17 protein-coding genes and 1 pseudogene are annotated in these 19,688 nt (G+C 72.1%); 11 read left to right on the top strand and 7 right to left on the bottom strand.

Going from position 1 to position 19,688, the window contains the following annotated elements; genetic code table 11:
• Window positions 1-86: 86 nt before the first annotated feature.
• The 3 genes and pseudogenes from ABD140_RS10170 to ABD140_RS40090 form a co-directional block, all read left to right on the top strand.
• Window positions 87-1,238, top strand: a complete 1,152-nt coding sequence (locus tag ABD140_RS10170; protein ID WP_344239221.1) for an RNA-guided endonuclease InsQ/TnpB family protein — start codon at window positions 87-89, stop codon at window positions 1,236-1,238.
• Between the two features lie 191 nt (window positions 1,239-1,429).
• Window positions 1,430-1,627, top strand: a complete 198-nt coding sequence (locus ABD140_RS10175; RefSeq protein WP_344239222.1) for a hypothetical protein — start codon at window positions 1,430-1,432, stop codon at window positions 1,625-1,627.
• A gap of 184 nt (window positions 1,628-1,811) precedes the next feature.
• Window positions 1,812-2,006, top strand: a pseudogene (locus tag ABD140_RS40090) (hypothetical protein); the annotation flags it as partial.
• Window positions 2,007-2,053: 47 nt separating this feature from the next.
• On the opposite strand, the gene ABD140_RS10180 reads toward ABD140_RS40090, so the two are convergent.
• Together ABD140_RS10180 and ABD140_RS10185 are read right to left on the bottom strand one after the other, a co-directional pair.
• The gene (locus ABD140_RS10180; protein ID WP_344239224.1) at window positions 2,054-2,242 is read right to left on the bottom strand and encodes a ferredoxin; all 189 of its coding nucleotides are present in this window, start codon (window positions 2,240-2,242) and stop codon (window positions 2,054-2,056) included.
• Window positions 2,242-3,528 carry a cytochrome P450 gene (locus ABD140_RS10185; RefSeq protein ID WP_344239226.1) on the bottom strand — a complete coding sequence of 429 codons (1,287 nt, stop codon included), beginning with the start codon at window positions 3,526-3,528 and terminating at the stop codon, window positions 2,242-2,244. Before ABD140_RS10185 ends, ABD140_RS10180 begins: the two co-directional genes overlap by 1 nt.
• Before the next feature lie 215 nt (window positions 3,529-3,743).
• Between ABD140_RS10185 and ABD140_RS10190 the strand changes: the two genes are divergently transcribed.
• A complete protein-coding gene (locus ABD140_RS10190; protein ID WP_344239228.1) occupies window positions 3,744-4,589 on the top strand; it encodes an LLM class F420-dependent oxidoreductase in 846 nt (281 codons plus the stop codon).
• 26 nt (window positions 4,590-4,615) lie between these two features.
• Here the strand turns inward: ABD140_RS10190 and ABD140_RS10195 are convergent, their stop codons facing one another.
• Complete coding sequence (locus ABD140_RS10195; protein ID WP_344239230.1) at window positions 4,616-6,151, bottom strand: hypothetical protein; 1,536 nt, start codon at window positions 6,149-6,151, stop codon at window positions 4,616-4,618.
• Window positions 6,152-6,348: 197 nt separating this feature from the next.
• Here ABD140_RS10195 and ABD140_RS10200 point away from each other — a divergent pair, with 197 nt between their 5' ends.
• Together ABD140_RS10200 and ABD140_RS10205 are read left to right on the top strand one after the other, a co-directional pair.
• Window positions 6,349-7,257, top strand: coding sequence for an MEDS domain-containing protein (locus ABD140_RS10200; protein WP_344239232.1), 909 nt, complete (start codon window positions 6,349-6,351; stop codon window positions 7,255-7,257).
• A 3-nt stretch (window positions 7,258-7,260) separates the two neighbouring features.
• Complete coding sequence (locus ABD140_RS10205) at window positions 7,261-8,163, top strand: anti-sigma factor RsbA family regulatory protein (RefSeq protein WP_344239234.1); 903 nt, start codon at window positions 7,261-7,263, stop codon at window positions 8,161-8,163.
• A 19-nt stretch (window positions 8,164-8,182) separates the two neighbouring features.
• Here the strand turns inward: ABD140_RS10205 and ABD140_RS10210 are convergent, their stop codons facing one another.
• A complete protein-coding gene (locus ABD140_RS10210; protein WP_344239236.1) occupies window positions 8,183-9,145 on the bottom strand; it encodes an RNA ligase family protein in 963 nt (320 codons plus the stop codon).
• Window positions 9,146-9,504: 359 nt separating this feature from the next.
• Between ABD140_RS10210 and ABD140_RS10215 the strand changes: the two genes are divergently transcribed.
• Window positions 9,505-10,878 carry a glucose-6-phosphate dehydrogenase gene (locus ABD140_RS10215; RefSeq protein ID WP_344239238.1) on the top strand — a complete coding sequence of 458 codons (1,374 nt, stop codon included), beginning with the start codon at window positions 9,505-9,507 and terminating at the stop codon, window positions 10,876-10,878.
• Between the two features lie 58 nt (window positions 10,879-10,936).
• On the opposite strand, the gene ABD140_RS10220 is transcribed toward ABD140_RS10215, so the two are convergent.
• Window positions 10,937-12,001, bottom strand: coding sequence for an NAD(P)H-dependent amine dehydrogenase family protein (locus ABD140_RS10220; protein WP_344239240.1), 1,065 nt, complete (start codon window positions 11,999-12,001; stop codon window positions 10,937-10,939).
• 342 nt (window positions 12,002-12,343) lie between these two features.
• Here ABD140_RS10220 and ABD140_RS10225 point away from each other — a divergent pair, with 342 nt between their 5' ends.
• A complete protein-coding gene (locus ABD140_RS10225; RefSeq protein ID WP_344239242.1) occupies window positions 12,344-13,747 on the top strand; it encodes a sugar porter family MFS transporter in 1,404 nt (467 codons plus the stop codon).
• A 142-nt stretch (window positions 13,748-13,889) separates the two neighbouring features.
• Window positions 13,890-15,239: a lipase family protein gene (locus ABD140_RS10230; protein ID WP_344239244.1), complete on the top strand. Its 1,350-nt coding sequence runs from the start codon at window positions 13,890-13,892 to the stop codon at window positions 15,237-15,239.
• Between the two features lie 15 nt (window positions 15,240-15,254).
• Here ABD140_RS10230 and ABD140_RS10235 read toward each other — a convergent pair whose 3' ends face one another.
• Window positions 15,255-15,596 carry a winged helix-turn-helix transcriptional regulator gene (locus ABD140_RS10235; RefSeq protein WP_344239246.1) on the bottom strand — a complete coding sequence of 114 codons (342 nt, stop codon included), beginning with the start codon at window positions 15,594-15,596 and terminating at the stop codon, window positions 15,255-15,257.
• A gap of 74 nt (window positions 15,597-15,670) precedes the next feature.
• On the opposite strand from ABD140_RS10235, the gene ABD140_RS10240 reads away from it, so the two are divergent.
• Window positions 15,671-16,573, top strand: coding sequence for an alpha/beta hydrolase (locus ABD140_RS10240; protein ID WP_344239248.1), 903 nt, complete (start codon window positions 15,671-15,673; stop codon window positions 16,571-16,573).
• 52 nt (window positions 16,574-16,625) lie between these two features.
• Entirely contained in the window at window positions 16,626-16,856 is a 231-nt protein-coding gene (locus ABD140_RS10245; protein ID WP_344239250.1) for an EF-hand domain-containing protein, read from the top strand.
• A gap of 110 nt (window positions 16,857-16,966) precedes the next feature.
• Here the strand turns inward: ABD140_RS10245 and ABD140_RS10250 are convergent, their stop codons facing one another.
• Window positions 16,967-18,085 (bottom strand): hypothetical protein, encoded by a 1,119-nt coding sequence (locus ABD140_RS10250; RefSeq protein WP_344239252.1) that lies wholly within the window; start codon window positions 18,083-18,085, stop codon window positions 16,967-16,969.
• Window positions 18,086-19,688 lie beyond the last annotated feature (1,603 nt).

A 19,688-nucleotide genomic window follows, 5' to 3' on the forward strand; every position in this document is an offset into this window, starting at 1 on the left:
CAGGTAGGAGGGGACGTTTCGCTCCTCTGTGTATGCCGGGCCCGAAAACCAGCTCGCTGGTGTGTTCGAGGCGTTACGTTGGGTGCGTGAAGCTGGTGGTGCAGGTGAAGCTCCTTCCGGACGAGGCCACCGCGGTGGTTCTCCGGGAGACTTTGCATGCCTGCAACCGGGCCGCTGACCACGTCTCTCGCCGTGCGTTCGAGACCGGTATTCAGGGCAGGATGCCGCTTCAGCGGCTGGTGTACGGGGAAGTGAAGGCGATGGGTCTGTCCGCCCAGCCTGCTCTCCATGTGATCCGCAAGACCGCTGACGCCTACGCCGTTTTGAAAGCGAACCTGTCGGCCGGGAACTACGGCTCTGAGGGCTCCAAGCGACGAAAAGTCGTGGAGTCCAAACCGGTTCGCTTCCGCAAGGACGCCGCCCAGCCGTTCGACGACCGCTGCCTGTCCTGGCAGTTGGAGGCCCGCACCGTGTCGATCTGGACCGTCTGCGGCCGCGTGAAGGGCATCGCGTTCCAGTGCTCGCCCGCCCAGCTGAAGATGCTCACCGCCCACCGGCGCGGGGAGTCCGACCTGGTGCTGCGGGGTGGTAACTGGTACCTGTACGCCACCTGCGAGGTTCCCGAGCCCGCGCCGGCCGATCCGGTCGCCTTTCTGGGTGTGGATCTGGGCATCGTGAACATCGCCACCACCAGCGACGGCGACCGGTACGCAGGTAAGCACCTCAACCAGGTCCGCCACCGCAACCGGCGTCTGCGCCAGAAGCTGCAGAAGAAGGGCACCAAGTCCGCCAAGCGGTTGCTGCGCAAGCTGTCGGGCCGGGAGGCGCGTTTCGCGGCCGACACCAACCACCGCATCGCCAAGAAGATCGTGGCCGAGGCTCAACGCACCTGCCGCGGTGTCGCCCTGGAGGACCTGGGCGGTATCCGCGACAGGGTACGGCTCCGCAAGCCCCAGCGGGCCACGCTGCATTCCTGGTCGTTCGCGCAACTGGGCGGATTCGTCTCCTACAAGGCTGCTCTGGCGGGGGTGGCGGTGGTGTTCGTCGACCCCCGGCACACCTCGCAGGAGTGCAGCCGCTGCCATCACATCAGCCGGGGCAACCGGCCTGATCAGTCCACTTTCCTCTGCACGTCGTGCGGCTTCGCTGAGCACGCCGATGTGAACGCAGGCTGCACCATCGCCCAGCGCGGTGAGGCGGTCTGGGCAGTGAGTCACGCTGCCGGCGACGCGGCCTGAACCACACCTGCCAGGTGTGGTGAAGAGCTGTGAGCTCGGCCCTTCAAGGTCGAGAAGTTGACCGCGTTCGCTATGAACGGTGTCTCCCACATCAACCACGGCCATTGGAGGTGCCCGGACACCGAACAGACCTCCTCTACCGCACCCGACGCCTGGGACGAGCTTGCGAAGACCTTGGAGAGGAAAGTTCGGTGCCCTCTCCCACGGACCAAGAATTCGTCACCCGCAATGCCGAGGGCGTTAACGTCCTCCTCATCGAACTGGGCAAAGCCGACTCCTATCTGCCGCAGCTCCTGCGCGACCGCATCGCGTTCGTCAGACGGCGCACCCGCTACGGCTTCGGGCCCGCGTGGCACTGCCTCGCGAGGGTCCACAAGTCCAGCAGGTGATCGGGGAGGTCTCCGTTCTGGCGTTCGGCGTGGTTGCCGCAGTCCGCCAAGCCGCCCTGGCCGTTCAACACCTCCAGGACCTGGAGCGATTGGGTGAGGCCGTGACAGAGGACTATTGGGCGGCAGAAACTGCCGTTCATCAGGGGAAACTGGTGGTCATTGAACACACCCTGAGGCCACCGCCGACCTGTTCCGCGTCGGCGGAGCCTCCGCCACCAGCGAGACCCGGGCCCTGGACCGCCACTGGCGCAACGCCCGTACGGTCTCCTCCCACAACCCGGAGGTCTTCCGCGCCCGCTCCGTCGGCGACCACCTCCTCAACGGAGGCTCGCCGTCCCTCACGTCCCTGTCCGACGCGACGGGCGCGCCGGCGGGCTGAGGGGGAGCCGCCGCGCCCGAAGGGTGGCACGGGCGCGGCGGAGTGCGTCAGCTCACCGTGATGGCGCGCTCGGGGCAGCCGGACGCGGCCTTGCGGACGGACGCCTCGAGACCGGCGGGGATCACGTCCAGCAGCACCACGGCGTACCCGTCGTCGTTGATGTCGAAGACCTCGGGGCAGACCGCGCAGCAGACGCCGTGGCCCCGGCAGTTGTCGTCGTCGATCTCGACACGCATCAGGCTTCGGCCTCCGGGAGGGTGAACTCCAGGTGCAGGTTCATCAGGCCCCGGAGGATGAAGGTGGGCAGGTACTGGTAGCTGCGGTCGCCGGCGGGGCCGTGGACCTTCTCGGACACGCGGATGTCGGTGGTGCGGGCCAGGAGGCGCTCCAGGCAGATCTTCGCCTCGGCGCGGGCGAGGGGCGCGCCGGGACAGGTGTGGACGCCGCGGCCGAACGCGATGTGGTGGCGGGCGTTCTTGCGCTCGAGGTCGAAGACGGCGGGGTCCTCGAAGTGCGCGGGGTCGCGGTTGGCGGCGCCGTTCATCAGCATCACCGTGGTGCCGGCGGGCAGGTCGACGCCGCCCACGGTGACCGGCACCTTCGACAACCGGAAGTCGCCCTTGATCGGGCTCTCGGTGCGCAGCGTCTCCTCGATGAAGTTGCCGATGAGCCCGGGCTCCTCGCGGAGCCGCCGCTGGACGTCGGGGTTGTCGGCGAGGATCTGGAGCGCCGAGCTGATGAGGCGGACGGTGGTCTCCTGGCCCGCCGAGTACAGGTTGGCGGCCACGCGCACGACGTCCATGACCTCGGGGAGGGAGCCGTCGGGGAACGTCGCCTGCGCCATGGCGGTGAGGACGTCCTCGCGCGGGTCGCGGCGGCGGTCCTCGATGTAGTCGACGAAGCTCTTGTAGAGGAACTCCATCGGGGAGTGGGACAGCTGGCCCTCGGTGCTGCCCAGGGTGCTCGTCTCGACGTCCTTGCCCTGCAGCACCGCGGCGAACCGGTCGCGGTCCTCCTCGGGCACGCCGAGCAGGTCGGCGATGACGTACAGGGAGAAGGGCACGGCCAGCTCACTGATCGCCTCGCCCTCGCCGCCGGCGAGGAAGCCGTCCAGGACGCCGTCGGCGAACTCCGCGAGGCGGTCGCCGTTCTCCTTGAGGCGCTTGGGGGTGATCAGCTTCATGAGGAGGGCGCGGTGCTTGGTGTGCACCGGCGGGTCGAACGTGGGGAGCTGGTCGTTCATCGGGAGCTTGTCCCGGTGCTCCTCGATCAGGCCGCTGACGTCGTCGCCCTCCAGGGGGACGGGGAAGGCGGCGAAGGGGCCGATGACCGAGGTGCAGGAGGACCACCGCTCGGCGTCCTGGGCGACCTCGACGACCTCGTCGTACCCGGTCAGCATCACCACGCCGTGGTGGGGTTCGGGCGTCACGGGGCACTTGCCGCGCAGGTGCTCGTAGTACGGATACGGGTCGGCGACCAGCTCAGGGTCCTGGAAAAAGTTCATCTCTTCGAACCGGTTCAACGTTCCTGCTCCCTTGTCGGCACCGCGAGCGCGTGGGTGTCCTGGCCGGCCATGAGGTGAAGGGCACGCGCGCCCGGGCGGCGGACGCGGCCTCCCCTTTCATGAGAGTAGCATTCTCGCAGAAGGATATTAGGTTTTCATAGGGCCGATCCATGATCGCGCACCGGCGGCCGGGCACCGCCCGGTGGAAAGAGAACACGTTCTAAAATCATCCCATGCGCCATGGCATCGTGCTCTTCACCAGCGACCGGGGCATCACGCCCGCCGAAGCCGCCAAAGCCGCGGAGGACCGCGGGTTCGCCACCTTCTACGTGCCGGAGCACACCCACATCCCCGTCCGCCGCGAGGCCGCCCACCCCGGCACGGGCGGCGCCGAACTCCCCGACGACCGCTACGCGCGCACCCTCGACCCGTGGGTGTCGCTGGCCACCGCGGCCCAGGCCACCTCGGTGATCGGCCTGTCGACGGCCGTGGCGCTGCCGGTGGAGTCCGATCCCATCACCCTGGCCAAGACCCTCGCCACCCTCGACCACCTCTCCGGCGGCCGCCTCACCCTGGGCGCAGGGTTCGGCTGGAACACCGACGAGCTCGCCGACCACGGCGTGCCGCCCGCCCGGCGCCGCACCGTCCTGCGCGAGTACATCGAGGCGATGCGCGCCCTGTGGACGCGGGAGCAGGCCTCCTACGCCGGGGAGTTCGTCTCCTTCGGCCCGTCCTGGGCCTGGCCCAAGCCCGCGCGGCCGCACATCCCCCTGCTGATCGGCGCGGGCGGCGGCCCGAAGACCCTCGCCTGGATCGCCGCCCACGCCGACGGCTGGATCACCACGCCCACCGAGCGGGACGTCCTGCCCAAGATCGCCGAGCTGCGCGCAGCCTGGGCGGACGCGGGCCGCCCGGGCGAACCCGAGGTCCGCGTCCTGGCCGCCGCCCGCCTCTCGCCCGAGACCATCGCCGCCTGGGCGGAGGCCGGTGTCACCGAGATCATCTGGGGCCTGCCCGACAAGCCGGCCGACGACGTCCGCGCCTTCCTCGACCGGCACGCCCAGCGGCTGGGCCTGTAAATCCGCCGCGGCTCCGGGCGGCCGCGTCACTCCGCCGTCTTGGGACGGGCGGTCCGGGGACGGCGGGCCGGCTTGGCAGGAGCGGCGTCCCCGGCCGAGGAGCCCTCGGCGCCCTGGCCGTCCGCGCGCTTCACGCGGGTGGAGGCGGTGCGCGTCGCGGTGGTCGCGGTACGGCGGCCGCGGCGCGGTGGGAAGGGCCACAGGGCGTCCGGGTCGTCCAGGGGCTTGGCGTCCTCGGCCGCGGCGGCGGCGGCCGGCTGGCGCTTGCGCACGGCGGCGGCCATGGAGTCGGCCTCGGCGGTCGCCGCGCGGGCCGCCTTCGCCGCGGACGGCGCCGGGGCCGGGTCCTGGGCGGGAGCCGGGTCCGGCGCGGGCTCGGCAGGCGGCGCGGGCGCCGGAGCAGGAGCAGGAGCCGGGACGGAAACCGGATCCGCGGCGGGAGCCGGAGCCTGCGGGACGGGGTCCACCGCGGGAGCCACGGGCGCCGCGGGAGCCACGGGAGCCACAGGTGTCGCGGGAGCCACGGGCGCCGCGGGAGCCACAGGCGTCACGGGAGCCGCGGGAGCCGCGGGAGCCGCGGGCCGCTCGGCCGGCCGTTCCGCCGGGGCGGTGAGCCGCTCCGCCTTCGGGGAGCGCGCCTGCCGGGGCACCGTCACCGTCACCGGCGGCGGGGGCGGCACGCTGGTCACCGGCGGGACGGTCTCCGCCGTGACGGGGGAGGGCGCCGCCCAGGGCGCGGGCGGCCGCAGGTCGAGCAGGGACTCGGTGTTGTAGAGCACCGCCAGGCGGCCTACGAGGATCTCCTCGGGCGCCTGGGCGCGGCCGGCGTCGGTGCCCAGGCCGGTCAGCTCCGCCGCCCGGTCCATCGCCTTGTCCAGCTTGCGCAGCGCCTTGGTGTAGGCCTTGCGGTCGCCGCTGTCGCGGGCGATGCGCGCCTTCTTGGCGGCCAGCGCCAGGCGCATCAGCCGGTGCTGGGAGCCCGCCTCCGAGGCGGTGCGGTCGGTCGGGTCGGCCAGGCCGAGCCGGGTGAGGACGCGTTCGGGGGTGAGCGTCCAGTTCAGCCCGCCCACGCCGGTGCGGCGGCGCCGCTCCAGCTTCATCTCCCGCTCCCACGCCCACGCCGCGGCCAGCGGCACCGACAGGCGGAACAGGGTCTCGCCGAGACCGTGGGCGTGGGTGGCGGCCAGGATCGCCGACAGGATCGTGAACGTCCACATCGCGATGCCGTCGATGCCGGCGCTGTACTTCTCCTGCATCGAGGCCTTCGCCCGCAGCGCCGAGCCCAGCACCATGATCTCCAGGAACGCGAAGAACACGATCCGCAGCAGGGGCGGCACCTCGACCGAGTCCCGGAAGAAGACGTACATGCCCTGGGCCGAGAGTCCGGTGGCGATCGCCGCGCCCAGCAGCGTCACCACCCGCTGCCCCTCGACCTTCCCGCGCCGCAGCGCGCGCAGCGCCCGCGCCGTGAGGGCCATGACCAGGAGCATCGCCACCAGGCAGCACCCGGCGACGACGGCCGCCTCGACCGGGTGGCGGTCAAACGCGTCAAGCAGTTGCATGATCGGGTTCTCCTTCCTCCAGAGCACGGTAGCCACGCGTGAGGAAAGAGAGCCGTCAGTGACCGGCTTGGCAACCTTAAAACGAAGGGAAGGGCTGCGCGGCGGCCAGAACGGGCACATCACGCGAAGCACCGGGCGGGCGGCGCTCCGGTTTGTTAGTGTCCGACTACTATGAGTCGATCGCTGGAGCCCCCCACATGACCTCTCCGAGCGCGCACAAAGCACCGAGCAGGGCCGTCGGCGGCATGAAGTTCGGCGACCACCTCTGCCTCCCCTACGACAACGACCTCGTGCGAAGGTCCGTCCTCGCCTCGTTCGTGGCCGACGGCCTGACCGCGGGGGAGAAGATCGTCTACGTCTCGGACGGCGGGGAGCCGGACGCGGTGCTCGACTGGCTGCGCGCCGAGCCGGGCGCCGCCTCCGCCGACCTCGACGGCGCGGCCGCGGACGGCAGGCTGGTGATCGTCCCCGCGGCGTCGGCCTACCTGTCGACCGGGCGGTTCGACCCCGACGAGGTCGTCGCCATGTTCGGCAACCACCTGGAGATGGCGATGCTCCAGCAGCACGCCGGCCTCCGCCTGACCTGCGAGAAGACGTTCTCCCTGCGGGGCTGGCCCGGCTCGGAGCGGTTCGCCGAGTTCGAGGAGAAGATCGAGGCGGTCTTCCGCAGCGCCCCGGTGAACGCGATGGCGCTGTGCCAGTACGACACCCGCTGGTTCGGCCGCCGCTCCCTGGAGCACCTCCTGGGCGTCCACGAGAGCGGCAACGTCCGGGCCGACGACGTCTACGACGACGGCGTCCTGCGCATCTCCCCGCTCTTCCTGCCGCCGGGCCTGTCCCTGCACGGCACGGTCGAGGAGTCGACGTTCCAGGCGCTGGCCGCGGCGCTGGAGCGGCTCGGCGAGCGCACCGACCTGCTCTGCCTCGACCTGGCGGACGTCGACTTCTGCGACATGGCGGGGCTGCGCGTGATGCTCGACGCCCGCACGTCCCCGCGGGGCCGGGAGCGCCAGCTGATGCTCCGCGAGGTACCCGAGCCGATCGTCGAACTGATCCATGCGGCAGGGTGGGGGGGAATGCCCGGCATCCACGTGGAGGAGGCCTGACCGGTGCCCGCTGTCCGGAACGACCAGAGGCTTCTGGTCCACCGGCACTTCTCCTACCGGGAGGAGACGGAGTTCCTGGCGGCGGGCGGCGGTTTCCTCAGGTCCGCCCCGCCCGGCGGACGGCTCGTCGCGGTGGCCTCCCCGCGGCGGCTCGAGGCGCTGCGCGAGGCCGTCCCCGGCGAGCTGGAGTGCCACCGGACGGACGCGTGGTTCGGCACGCCGCCGCGCGCGCTGGCCGCGCTGATGACCGAGGGCCGGGAGCGCTGGTGGCGTGACGGCGTCGCCAGCATCCTGGTGGAGCAGCGGTGGGCGGAGCGCGACAGGCGGGAGCAGCGCGAGTGGCTGCGGTACGAGGCACTGCTCAACGTGGTGCTGGCCGGCACCCCCACCCGGATGCTCTGCGCGTACGACGCCGAGCGCGACCCCGCCGACGTCCTGCGCGCGGCGCCGCGCACCCACCAGGGCGACGGCTACACCGACCCGGCCGCCTTCGTCGCCGAGTGCGACCGCGCCCCGCTGCCCGTCCCGCGCGAGCCGCTCGCCGTGCGGCGCTTCCACCGCGGCGACCTGACGTCCCTGCGCGCCTTCACCGACCAGAACGCCCGCGCCCTGGGCCTGGTCCGCACGATGCCGCTGCTCGTGTCGGTCAACGAGGTGGCCACCAACATCCTCAAGCACGGCGGCGGCGCGGGAGTCCTGTACGTCTGGTCCGACGGCGCCTCGGTGGTCTGCGACCTCATCGACCCCGCCTTCCGGCTGGCCGACCCCTTCCTCGGCTTCATCCCCCCGCACCCCGACCGCACGGGCGAGGCGGGCATGTGGGCGGTCCGCCAGCTGTGCGACCTGGTGGAGATCCGATCCGGCCGCGACGGCACCCTCTTCCGCCTCCACCAGGGCCTTCCCTGACCGGCCGCCCGGCGCGCGCTCAACCGGAAGGGCGGTCTCCGTACCTCCCGGCCGCCCGTCTGATGCGTTCGGTGAGGAGGTCGAGGTCCGCGGGGGACAGGGCGGCGATTCCGGCGGGGAGGGCGGTCTCCAGGTCGGTGAGGACGTCGAGGACGAGCTCGTCGAGGACGAGGGCGGGGTCGTCGCCGGTCTTGGAGCGGGCGCCGGCCAGCCGGACGCCGCCGACCATCCGGGCGGCGAGTTCGCCGAGCTCCGCCGGGGGGACGGGGCGGCGGGGGTCGAAGGGGACGGACCGGTCGAACGTCTCGTCGCGCATCTGGGGGATCTTCCGTTTCCAGGCGCGCAGGCCGCCGAGTGAGGACCGCCGGTCCGGCCACAGCACGAGGCCCTCCGCGACGTTCCCCTCGATCACCGGGAGCCCGTCCCGCCCCGGAGCGGCGGGCGGCCGGAGGACCGGCAGCTCCGCCACCCGCCGGTGGGCCTCCCCGCGGGCGACGGCCGGCACGGCGCCGATCCCGGGGCGGCCGTCGACCGCGAGCTCCATCTCGGACGGCGCCAGCAGCTCCCCGTCGCCCTCTCCGGGTGCGGCGAGGAGGATCGCGAACGCGGCCACCCGCAGCTCGGGCCCGTACCAGATCCCCGTCTGCACCGGGTCGGCGGAGGCGAGCGCCGGAACGGCGGGATGGGGGTAGCCGCCGCCGTGAAGCTCGGAGTAGACGACCAGATCGCGCTTCTCGGCTCCGGGGACCAGCGACGCGATCTCGTGCATCGCGTCGGTCAGCCGTCTTCTGAGCACCTGCCACCCGAAGAACGGCTCCCCGTCCGCGAGCCACGCCTTGCGTTTCCCGAACCGCACGGTGCCGTCGGCACCCCGGCCGAGGACGAGCTGGGCCCCGTGCACCTTCTCGAAGGCGATCCACTCCCCGGCGGGGGAGTCCGGCGGCGCGGCTTCGGGAAGCTTGGGGAACTGCCGGAATCTCATGTGCCTTCGCTCCTCGGGCGCTCTGCCGGCGGGACTCCCGCGGTCCGTGCCCATGCTGCCGACCGCTCCGGGCCGCCGTCATCTCCTTTTCCGTCCTTCGGCGCCGCCGCGTTCTGGAGCGGTGTTATGGGATGTCAGGGAAAGGGTAGGTCTGCTGCTGATAGCTCTACTGCGGCATGTAAGAGCAATAAGAAGGTTGTTTGCTGATAGTTGGCATTATTCGTCGTGTTTGAGCCCTCCGACGCGGAGAACGTCTGTTCCGACGGGCGCGTTCACGGGCGACCTCCCCCAGGCCTGCAGCCGCATCGGCGTCATCTCCGGCGGAGTCGACCTCGCGCGAGCGGGAACGGGGGAACGAAATGATCAACAGGCTCGTCGTCTTCGGTGCCACCGGTGACCTCAACGCGCGCTACCTGCTGCCGGCGCTGGCCGCCCTGCGCGCGGAGGGCCGGCTCGGCGACCGGTTCCAGCTGACGTGCAGCGGCCGGAAGGACTGGACGGGCGAGCAGTTCCGGCGATGGGCGGCCGAGCAGCTCGACCGGCACGGCGCCGCCTCGCCCGCCGCGGCCCGGAAGGCGGTCGCGGAGTCCGCCGGCTACCGCAGGGCCGACGCCACCGACGCCGCCGACGTGGCCTCGGTCATCTCCGGGGACGAGCCCGTCGCCGTCTACCTCGCCCTCCCGCCGGGGATCTTCCCCGACGTGGTCAGGGCGCTGCACCGGGCGGGCCTGCCCGAGGGGAGCCGGATCATCCTGGAGAAGCCGTTCGGCGAGGACCTGCGCAGCGCGGTGGAGCTGAACCGGCTGCTGGCCTCCGTCGTGCCCGAGGACGCGGTGTTCCGCGTCGACCACTTCCTGGCCATGACGACCGTCCAGAACGTGCTCGGCGTCCGGCTGGCCAACCGCGTCCTGGAGCCCATCTGGAACAGCGCGCAGATCGCCGAGGTGGAGATCGTCTGGAACGAGACGCTGGCGCTGGAGGGGCGGGCCGGCTACTACGACGGCACCGGCGCGCTCAAGGACATGGTGCAGAACCACCTGCTCCAGGTGCTGTGCCTGGTGGCCATGGAGCCGCCGCTCAGCCTCGGCGAGCGCGACTTCCGCGACCGCAAGGTCGACGTGCTGCGCTCGATCCACCCCCTCACCGACGAGGACGTCGTGCGCCACACCCGCCGCGCCCGCTACCTGGCCGGCCGCATCGGCGACCGCGAGATCCCCGCCTACACCGAGGAGGAGGGCGTGGACCCCGGCCGCGGCACCGAGACGTTCACCGAGGTGGAGCTGCGGCTGGAGACCTGGCGCTGGGCCGGCACCGTCTTTCGCCTGCGCACCGGCAAGGCGATCGAGGACGACCGCAAGGAGATCGCGGTGCGCTTCAGGCACGTCCCCCACCTGCCCTTCGGCGACGGCGAGCGGGCGGTCCCCAACGTCCTGCGCTTCGGCCTCGAACCCGAGGGCGTGACCCTGGAGCTGACCGGCCACGGCACCCGCCCGCAGTCCCTGGCGCCCCTGGACCTGACGGCCCCGCTGCAGCCGCCCACCCTCCCCGCCTACAGCCTCCTCCTCCTGGACGCCCTGAGCGGGGAAGCCGCCCTCTCCATCCGCGCCGACGAGGCCGAGGAGGCATGGCGGGTCGTGACCCCCATCCTCTCGGCCTGGTCCAGAGACCTCGTCCCCCTGGAGGAGTACCCGGCGGGCTCCGCCGGTCCGCCTCTGCGTTCGGAGGTCCCCTGACCGCGCGCCTCCGGCACCGCGCGCCTCCGGTCCGGGCGGGCCGGAGGCGGTGCGGGAGTCAGGAGGGCTTGCGGGCCAGGTCGGGGTGGGCCCTGCCGGTGATGAGGGGCAGGTCGAGGTAGGTCTTGACGCCGGGCTCGGCGGCGCACACGTACGGGACGGAGTTGACGCAGTGCGCCGAGGCCACCACGACGCCGGGGTTGCGCGCGAGGCCCTCCTCGATGGTCTTGGCGTGCCAGCCGTGGATGGTCACGAACGCGGGCGGGTCGCCCTGGACCTCCACCTCGAAGCGCTGGCCGCCCGGGCCGAGCGTCCAGGCGGGATCGAGGTTCTCCTCGCCCATGAGCCACACGGCGCCGACCCGCACGACGACCCGGCCGTCGACCACGGCGTCCCAGTGGAAGCGCTCGCCGGCGACCTGGCCCGGCTCGATCGTCCCGAAGGGGCACGCGATCGGCGCGGTCGCCATGGCCAGCTCCAGGGACGGCCGGATCTCGGCGTCGGCGAACCCGAGCGCGTCCAGGCACATCCGCACCGACTGGGTGTAGCCGTGGCCGATCCGCTCCAGGATCGGGCTCTCCCGCACGTGCTCGGGGGTGTGCCCGAACCCCATGACGTCGCGCAGCACCTCGGGGGTGTTGTAGTCGCGCAGGTCGCTGAACTCCTCGCCGCGCACGAACGTCACCGCCGACGACAGCGCGGCGAACGTCAGGGGGTGCAGGTCGGTGGCGCCGCCGGGGTCCACGCCCGTCCCGTGGAGCGTCGTGCCGCCCTCCAGGCAGGCGTCCCGCACCCGCGCCGCGTCCTCGGGCGTCGGGTAGAACCAGTTCAGCGGCGTGATGACGTTCTTGCCCGACCGCAGCAGGGCGGCGATCTCCCGGGTGCGCGAGAACGCCGGCGCGTAGATGACGGCGTCGGCCTCCAGCGCCAGGATCTCCTCGACGCTGCCGGTGGCGACGACGCCGATCGGGCCGGTCCCGATGATCTCGCCCACGTCCCGGCCGTGCTTGTCCTCGGAGTGGACCCAGCAGCCGACCAGTTCGAGGTCCGGGTGCTTGAGGATCATCTCGATGGCGGCCCTGCCGACACCGCCTGTCGCCCACTGGATGACGCGCAAGGTCAACGGACTCTCCTCCACGGTTCGAGATCCGATCTCGTTCGCACACCCTAGCCTGCGGCAACGGACTTTTCTATAATTTGTTCTAGTTTCTGGCGGGGAGGGGCGGCCGACGGAAACCCGCGGTGCCCACCGCCGCGGTTCCCGTGACCGGATGCGGTGCGGGAGGGCCGGACTCCCGGCCCGGCGCGTTCCGGCGCCGTCCCGGGCGCCACGATTCCGGCCGTCGCCTGAGCGGGGCACATCTCCGTTCGTTTTCGCACGGTCGCGGAGGGTAGTTGACCTCCCGTGGGCCGCCGGCCTCCCGGGCCGTGCCGTCCGCCGAGGGCCTGCGGGGGAGGACATGACATGCCGGATGTTCCCGACGCGGCGGGTCCGCCGGAGATCCGGGCGGCGGGGAAGCGCAGGATCTGGTTCTGGGCCGTCCTGATCGCGGTCGGCGGCTTCCTGTTCGGATTCGACACCGGGGTCATCTCCGGGGCGCTGCTGTTCATCAAGACCGACTTCCACCTGTCGGCGTTCGAGCAGGGCAGCGTGGTCAGCGTCCTGGTCCTGGGGGCGATGGTCGGCGCGCTGGCGGCCGGCCGGCTGGCCGACCGGATCGGCCGCCGGAGGCTCATCGGGCTGGAAGGCGTGGTGTTCCTGATCGGGACGCTGATCGCCGTCCTGTCCACCGAGTACTGGATGCTCGTGGCGGCGCGGGCGGTGCTCGGCCTGGCCGTGGGCGCGGCCTCGGCGACGGTGCCGCCCTACCTGTCGGAGATCTCCCTGAAGGAGTTCCGGGGCCGGGTGCTCGCCCTCAACCAGCTCATGATCACCGTGGGCATCCTCGTCGCCTACGTGATCAACCTGGTCTTCGCCGGCTCGGGGAACTGGCGGGCGATGATCGGCGCCGGCGCGGTGCCCGCGCTGCTGATGGTGGTCTCGTCGCTGTGGATCCTGCCGGAGTCCCCGACGTGGCTGGCCACCCGCGGCGGGCGCGGCGGGACGCACGGTCGGCCCGGCGGCGGGGAGACGGTCGAGCGCGTCGTGGAGCTGCGCGAGGAGGAGAGCCGGGAGGAGGCCCCGCAGGACCGCGAGCTGCGCACGGGGTGGCGCGTCCTGCTGAACGAGGCGGTCAGGCCCTCGCTCGCCGTCGGTCTCGTGCTCGCCGCCGCCCAGCAGTTCGGCGGCATCAACACGATCATCTACTACGCGCCGACGATCATCGAGCGGACCGGGCTGACCGCCTCCAACGCGATCTTCTACTCGATCGCCATCGGCGTCATCAACCTGGCGGCGACCGTCGTCGCCCTCCGGCTGATCGACCGCGCCGGGCGCCGCGCGCTGCTGGTCTTCTCCTACGCGGCGATGGCGGTCACCATGGCCCTGCTCGGGCTCTCCATCGTCTCCGACTGGCATCCGGTGGTGACGCTGGTCTTCATGGTGCTGTACATCGCCGGGTACGCGGTCGGGGCGGGGCCGGTGTTCTGGACGATGATCGGCGAGGTCTTCCCGCCGCAGGCCGGCGCGGTCGGCTCGGGCGCCTCCACGGCGGTGAACTGGGTGTCGAACTTCATCGTCTCCCTGGCGTTCCTCTCGGTGGTGCACGCGATCGGCGAGGGCCAGACCTTCTGGATCTTCGCCGTCGTCTCGGGTCTCGCCCTGCTGTTCTCCGCCAGGTTCGTCCCCGAGACGAAGGACCGCGACTACTCCGCCATCGACGCCGACCTCCGCGCCCGCTTCGGCCGCCCCCCGCCGGCGGGCGGCTGACACCGGCCGCGACCGGTCCCACCAGCGGTCGAGCGAAAGTTACCGGTCCGTAACCTACTGGCGGGTTACCTACCGGGTGATCTCCGCATTACCCTCCGATCGACTAGCCGATCGGCTAAGGAAAATGTGGAGGGGGCGCCCGGTGAAGGCTTTCCGGACAGGTTCGATGTTCCGCGGCGGGGCGGCGGCCGCCACCGGGCTGGCCGCGGTGGCGGCCCTGGCCCTGACGGCGGTGCCGGACGCGTCCGCCGCGCCGAAGCGCGAGGTGTCCCGCGGGGTGCGGATCCCCGCCTTCTACGATCCGCCGGCGCGCCTGCCCCGCCAGAACGGCGCGCTGGTCCGGACCGAGCCCCTGCCGCTCGCGCTCACCCTCTCCACCGTCGACGGCCCGCTGCCCGGCAGGGCCACGCGGTTGATGTACCGGTCCACCGACGCGACCGGCCGGCCGGTCGCCGTCACCGGCGCCTACCTGGAGCCGACCCGCCCCTGGCGGGGCCGCGGACCGCGCCCGCTGGTCGCGATGGGCGCGGGCACGATGGGGCAGGGCGACCAGTGCGCGCCCTCCCTCGCCCTGGAGAACCCGCTGACCCTCCAGGCCGAGACCGTCTCCGTCGGCTACGAGGACCTGGCGGTCTACCGCCTCCTCGACCAGGGCGTCGCCGTCGTGGTCACCGACTACGTCGGGCTGGGCACCACCGACCGCGTCCACACCTACGCCGAGCGCTTCGACCAGGGCCACGCGCTGCTCGACGCCGTCCGCGCCGCCTTCCGGTTGCCCGGCACCTCACTCACCGCCGGGTCCCGCGTCGGCCTGTACGGCTACAGCCAGGGCGGCGGCGCCACCGCGTCCGCCGCCGAGCTCCAGCGCGACTACGCGCCCGAGATCCGCCTCGCCGGCACCTACGCGGGCGCCCCGCCCGCCGACCTCGCTCAGGTCATCAAGGGCATCGACGGCAGCGCCCTCGCCGGGGCCCTGGGCTGGTCCATCAACGGCCTCGTGCGCAACAACCCCGCCATCAAGCCCGTCCTCGACGCCAACATCAACGCCAAGGGCCGCGCCGCCCTCGCCGACCTGTCCACCATGTGCGTGGGCGACGCCATCTTCGGCTACGCCTTCGCCCGCAGCGAGCAGTGGACCACCGGCGGAAAGTCGCTCTCGGCCGTCATCGCCGCCCATCCCGCCGTGAAGAAGGTCCTCGCCAGGGAGCGCCTCGGCAGCCTCAGGCCGTCCGGCCCCGTCCGCCTCACCACCGGCGTCCTGGACGACATCGTGCCGCACGCCCAGGCCCGCCGCCTGGCCGTGAACTGGTGCGCCAAGGGCGCGAAGGTCACCTACCAGCCCGTCGAACTCCCCAACCTCGGCGACAAGCTCCTCACCAACCACTTCGCCCCCCTCCTCACCGACCAGACCGCCGCCGTCTCCTGGCTCACCGCCCGCCTGAACGGCAAGCCCGCCCACTCCAACTGCTCCGCCCTCCCCGACCTCCCTTGACCTGTTCTCTCGGGGTCAGGCGCCGCGCTCGGGCAGGGCGGTTGACGCCCATGTGCAGATTGCGGCCAAAGGCTCTTGGAGTGTCCTGCCGAGAGGGGTCAGTGAGTATTCGACGTGTTGCGGCGCGCTTTCCTTGAGGACGTCGCGCCGCACCATGCCGTCGGCCTCCATGCCGCGCAATGTCTCCGTCAGCATCTTCTGGGTGATGCCGGGGATGCGTCGGCGCAGCTCCGAATGGCGCTGTGGTCCCGCCAAGAGCGCGTAGACGAGCAGGATCCGCCATTTGGAGCCCAGCCGCTCCAGGGCCTGCCGGGTGGAGCACGCCTCTTCGAGAACATCCGGTATCACCAGCGACATGGGGCCTCCCGGTAGGAAGGGCACTTGAAAGTGCCTTCTTTCACGTGGGGGACGGGGCGCTTAGCGTCCCGTTCATGACAGAGCTTAAAGACCGCGCTGACACGGAACGCATCGTCTTTGGGACCGTCGGGCTCACGGGCCTTCTGCGCCTTCCTTCGAGTCCGGGGCCATGGCCTGGGGTCGTCCTCACCGGTCCGTTCACCGGCGTGAAGGAACAGGTGGCCGGGGCGTACGCCGAGCGCCTGACGGCCGAGGGGTTCGCGACGCTCGCCTTCGACCACCGGGGCTTCGGCGAGAGCGGCGGACGGCGCGGCCACGAGGACACCCAGGGCAAGCTGGAAGACCTTCGCGACGCCGTATCCGTTCTCGCAGGCCGCTCCGACATGGCCGGGATCTCCGTGGTGGGCATCTGCCTGGGTGGTGGTTACGCCGTCCGCGCCGCCGCCTCCGATCCGCGCGTCAAGGCCGTGGCGGGCATCGCGGGTGCCTATAACAGCCCCGCTCACCTCATCGAGTCGATGGGAGTGACGAACTACCGGGCAGCCCTCGCCGGCTTCCTCGACGACTACGACGAGTTCCTTCCCGCCGTGGCACCCGACGGGGGAGAGGCCGCGATGGGCGGCGATGAGCCCTACGCCTACTACGGCACCTCCCGTTCGGCCTCCCTCCACTGGGAGAACCGGGTCACCCGCGGCTCCCTCCACTCCCTGATGACCTTCGACGCGCTGAGCGCCGCCGACCTTCTCGGCGACACCCCGCTCCTGGTCGTCCACGGCCGCACCGACGCGTACTGCTCGCCCGACCTGGCCCGAGCCCTGTACGACCGCTCGCCGGGCCCCAAGGAGATCCGCTGGCTCGACACCGAGGAGCACATCGACCTCTACGACGTCGAACCCCACGTCACCGCAGCGACCGAGGCCACCGCCGCCTTCCTTCGCAGCGTCCTCGCCTCCCCGCCGGACCGCGAAGGGGCGTGACCCCGGAGGTGGCTACGATCAGGGACCGAAATCGCTCCCACGAAAGGCAGACATGTCCGATCAGTACACAGCGGTGTTCGCCCGGTACGACGTCGACGGCGACGGCCGGCTCACCGCCGACGAGGTGACCGCGGCGATCGCCGGCATGTTCCCCACGACCGAGCTGAACGACCTCTCGGGCATCGTCCGCGCCCTCTTCGCCGAGTACGACACCGACCACGACGGCTTCCTCTCGGTGACCGAGTTCGTCCCCCTGGCCCAGAACCTCCCCGAACTCGGCTGACCCCGGAACACCCCGCCGCCCGGTCCCACGCGCCACCGGGACGTTCCGGGGGCTCATCGCCGAGCCGGGGGCCCGCGGAACGTGCGGCTCGGCATGTCGGGGCCCTGTGTTCAGGAGGTGGGGACGTCGGCGAGAATCGCGCGAAGGATCCTGTCCCGCCGTCGCGCGTCGGCGTCCCGCCACGCGTGGCCGCAGGACGGGCACCGCCAGTTCGGGTCGTCCGGGCTCACCTGGCAGCCGCTGTCGCAGGCCGCGACCGACCCCGCCTCCAGGGCGCGCATCATCGCCGAGCCGGGCAAATGCAGCCCGCCGACCAGCGGGACCGGAACCCCGGCGCAGTGCGGGCACGGTGGCGGCTCCGGAGGCCCGGGAGGGTCGGGAGGGCCGGGAAGCCGCTGGAAGGGGAGCGCGAACGCGTAGGCGCGCCGCGCGGCACAGCCTTGGCAGGTCCCGAAGAACCGCGAGACCAGGTGGTCGCCGGCTTCGACGAGGGCGTTACGCCAAAGGCAGCGGAACTCCCCGCACGCACACGACCGATGGGCGACGTCGAGGAACGCGTCGAGGTGGGAGCCGTGACCTTCCTCGATCGGCGGCCGGTGGAAGGCGTCGGCACCGCCGGAGCCGTCGACGTCGGAGACCCCGTGCCGCTCGTCCCGCTGGGACGTTCCTTCCGCGGTGACGCATCCTTTTCCGCCGCACTCGACACAACTGCCCGGCCCGGCATTGCCCGCGATGCACCAGCACCGCCCCCAGCCGCCCGCCCTCCTGCTCCGCCCGGTGCCCTCGCAGTCCAGGCACGCGCCCCAACCGTGGCAGTCGGCGCACAACACCCCGCCGCCGACCGTGCTGAGCGTGAACCGCGGCTGCCTCAACGACCGCCCGGTGAACACGACCGGCGTCCAGCCGGTGAACGTCACAAGTCCCGGCCCACGCCCCGCGTGGACCCTGACCTCGAAGTCCTCCCGCCCGGCCGCGACCCGTTCCTCCCCGGAACCGTCCTCCCACCGGGACACCGTCCACCCGTCCGCCGCGAAGGCGTCCACCACCTCGTCCATGGCGAGGAACACGGGCCGATCGCCCCCGCCGACGGCCACCAGCACCAGAGAACGTTCACCGACCGGCTCAGGTCCGCGAAGCCGCACCGCATCGCTCCACTCGCGCACCACCACCGAACGGAGCCCCGGATACAGCGCGGAGGCGAGTTCCAGCAATCCCTCCCTCAGCCACACCGCGCTCCCCGGAGCAGCGGGTTCCGCACTCCGCGCCTTCCGAACGCCCTCACCGGTCATCGAACGCCTCCTCGGCTCCGTCCCATCCTCCAGGAGGGAACGGGTGCCGGCGAGGAAAGGGAGATGATCATTTCCAAGCCTCCATTAGGCCTCGGTGATGCGAATCTTAAAGCTGACTTAAGGCCGTTTTGCTCTGCTCTTTCGCTGCCTAGGGTGACGGGTGTCGGAGGCCGTGGCATTTCCTTTCTGGAGCGCGAATGAAGAACAAGGCGATGATCACCCGGCGGAGGCGGGCGGCCGTGGTCCGGCCGAGGCGGGATTCCCTCCCGCTGCGGTTCCCGCGGGCGGCCTGACACCGTTCCGGCGGGCGGCGGCGGCCGCCTCGGGGCGTTCGAAGGGACCGGCGGGCACTCCGTCGTCGCGGGTGGGGGCCACCCCGCCGACGGAGCGGTCCTTGCGCACCGTTTTCGGGTCGGTGGCGGACGGAGCACGGCCGTCACCCCGCCACGGGCATGCGGGCGGCGACAGACCGCCCGCATCTCCTTGTTTCGATGGATTCAGGCCGCTGCGTCGGCGCATCGAAAATTCGTAGAACTCGAATGAGGGCTGGGAACACATCCCGGGTGAAACATGCGAAATTTGCTGGGTTTTCAGGACCACTGGTCCGGCAGGGGCGCCGTGGTGAAAGCCGCAGCGGCGAACGAGGTGAGGCCCGGGGTGCTCCACGGCATGGCCGCCCCATGAACGCCCTCCAGTGGTTCGGTCTCGGAGCGATCGTCATCTCCCCCTTCCCCGTCCTGTTCGCCCTCTTCCGGCCGGCGCTCCTCCACCCTCTGCAGCCGCGCCCCCGGGGCAGGCACCGGGCCATGTTCCAGCGCGCCCGCCAAGGTCGGCACAGAGCCGGCAGCTTCGACCTTCCCTTCCTCCCGGACGAACCCGCCACCCCCGTCCGCCCACCGCTCCGCCCCGCACTCGCCCCGCCTCCCGCCGAAACGCCCGCCGTCCCGAAGACGGCACCCCGGCCACTCCCCGGCGGCACCGGAACAGACCGCCTTGTGGCGGGCGGAAAGACCGTCGCCCGGCAGCACGAGAACAGAACCGCCGACGCGCGGGAACGCCGGCCCGGCCCTGGACGGCCGCGGACCGCGGAGCAGCAGCGGTCCGCACCGCAGGAGCGCCGCGCACCCCGCAGCCGCGAGGAGATCCGCCGCGACACCCGCCCGCCAAGGCCGCAGGGCACCCCGCGGCCGCCCGAGCGCACGACCGACCGCACCCCAGGCCAGAACGACCGCACCCCGGTCCGGACCGACCGCGTCCCAGGCCAGAACGACCGCGCCCCGGGCGTGGGCGGCCGTGCCCCGGTCCGGACCGACCGTGCTCCGGATCGGAACGGCCGTGCCCCCGACCAGGACCGCGTGGGGCGGCACCGGCAGAACTCCGACCCTCTTCCCGGTTCGGATCCCCGCACCGCCCGCGTTCCCCGGCCGGCCGGCCCCCCGCCACGGTCGGCAGCGGGGGAGCGCTCACCAGGGCAGGCCGCTCCGCCCCGGGAACGCCAGGACCCGGCACGCGCCCGCCGTCCCCAGGCTCCGCCGAAGCGCCC

Source organism: Actinocorallia libanotica (assembly GCF_039525175.1).
Classification (GTDB): Bacteria; Actinomycetota; Actinomycetes; order Streptosporangiales; family Streptosporangiaceae; genus Actinocorallia; species Actinocorallia libanotica.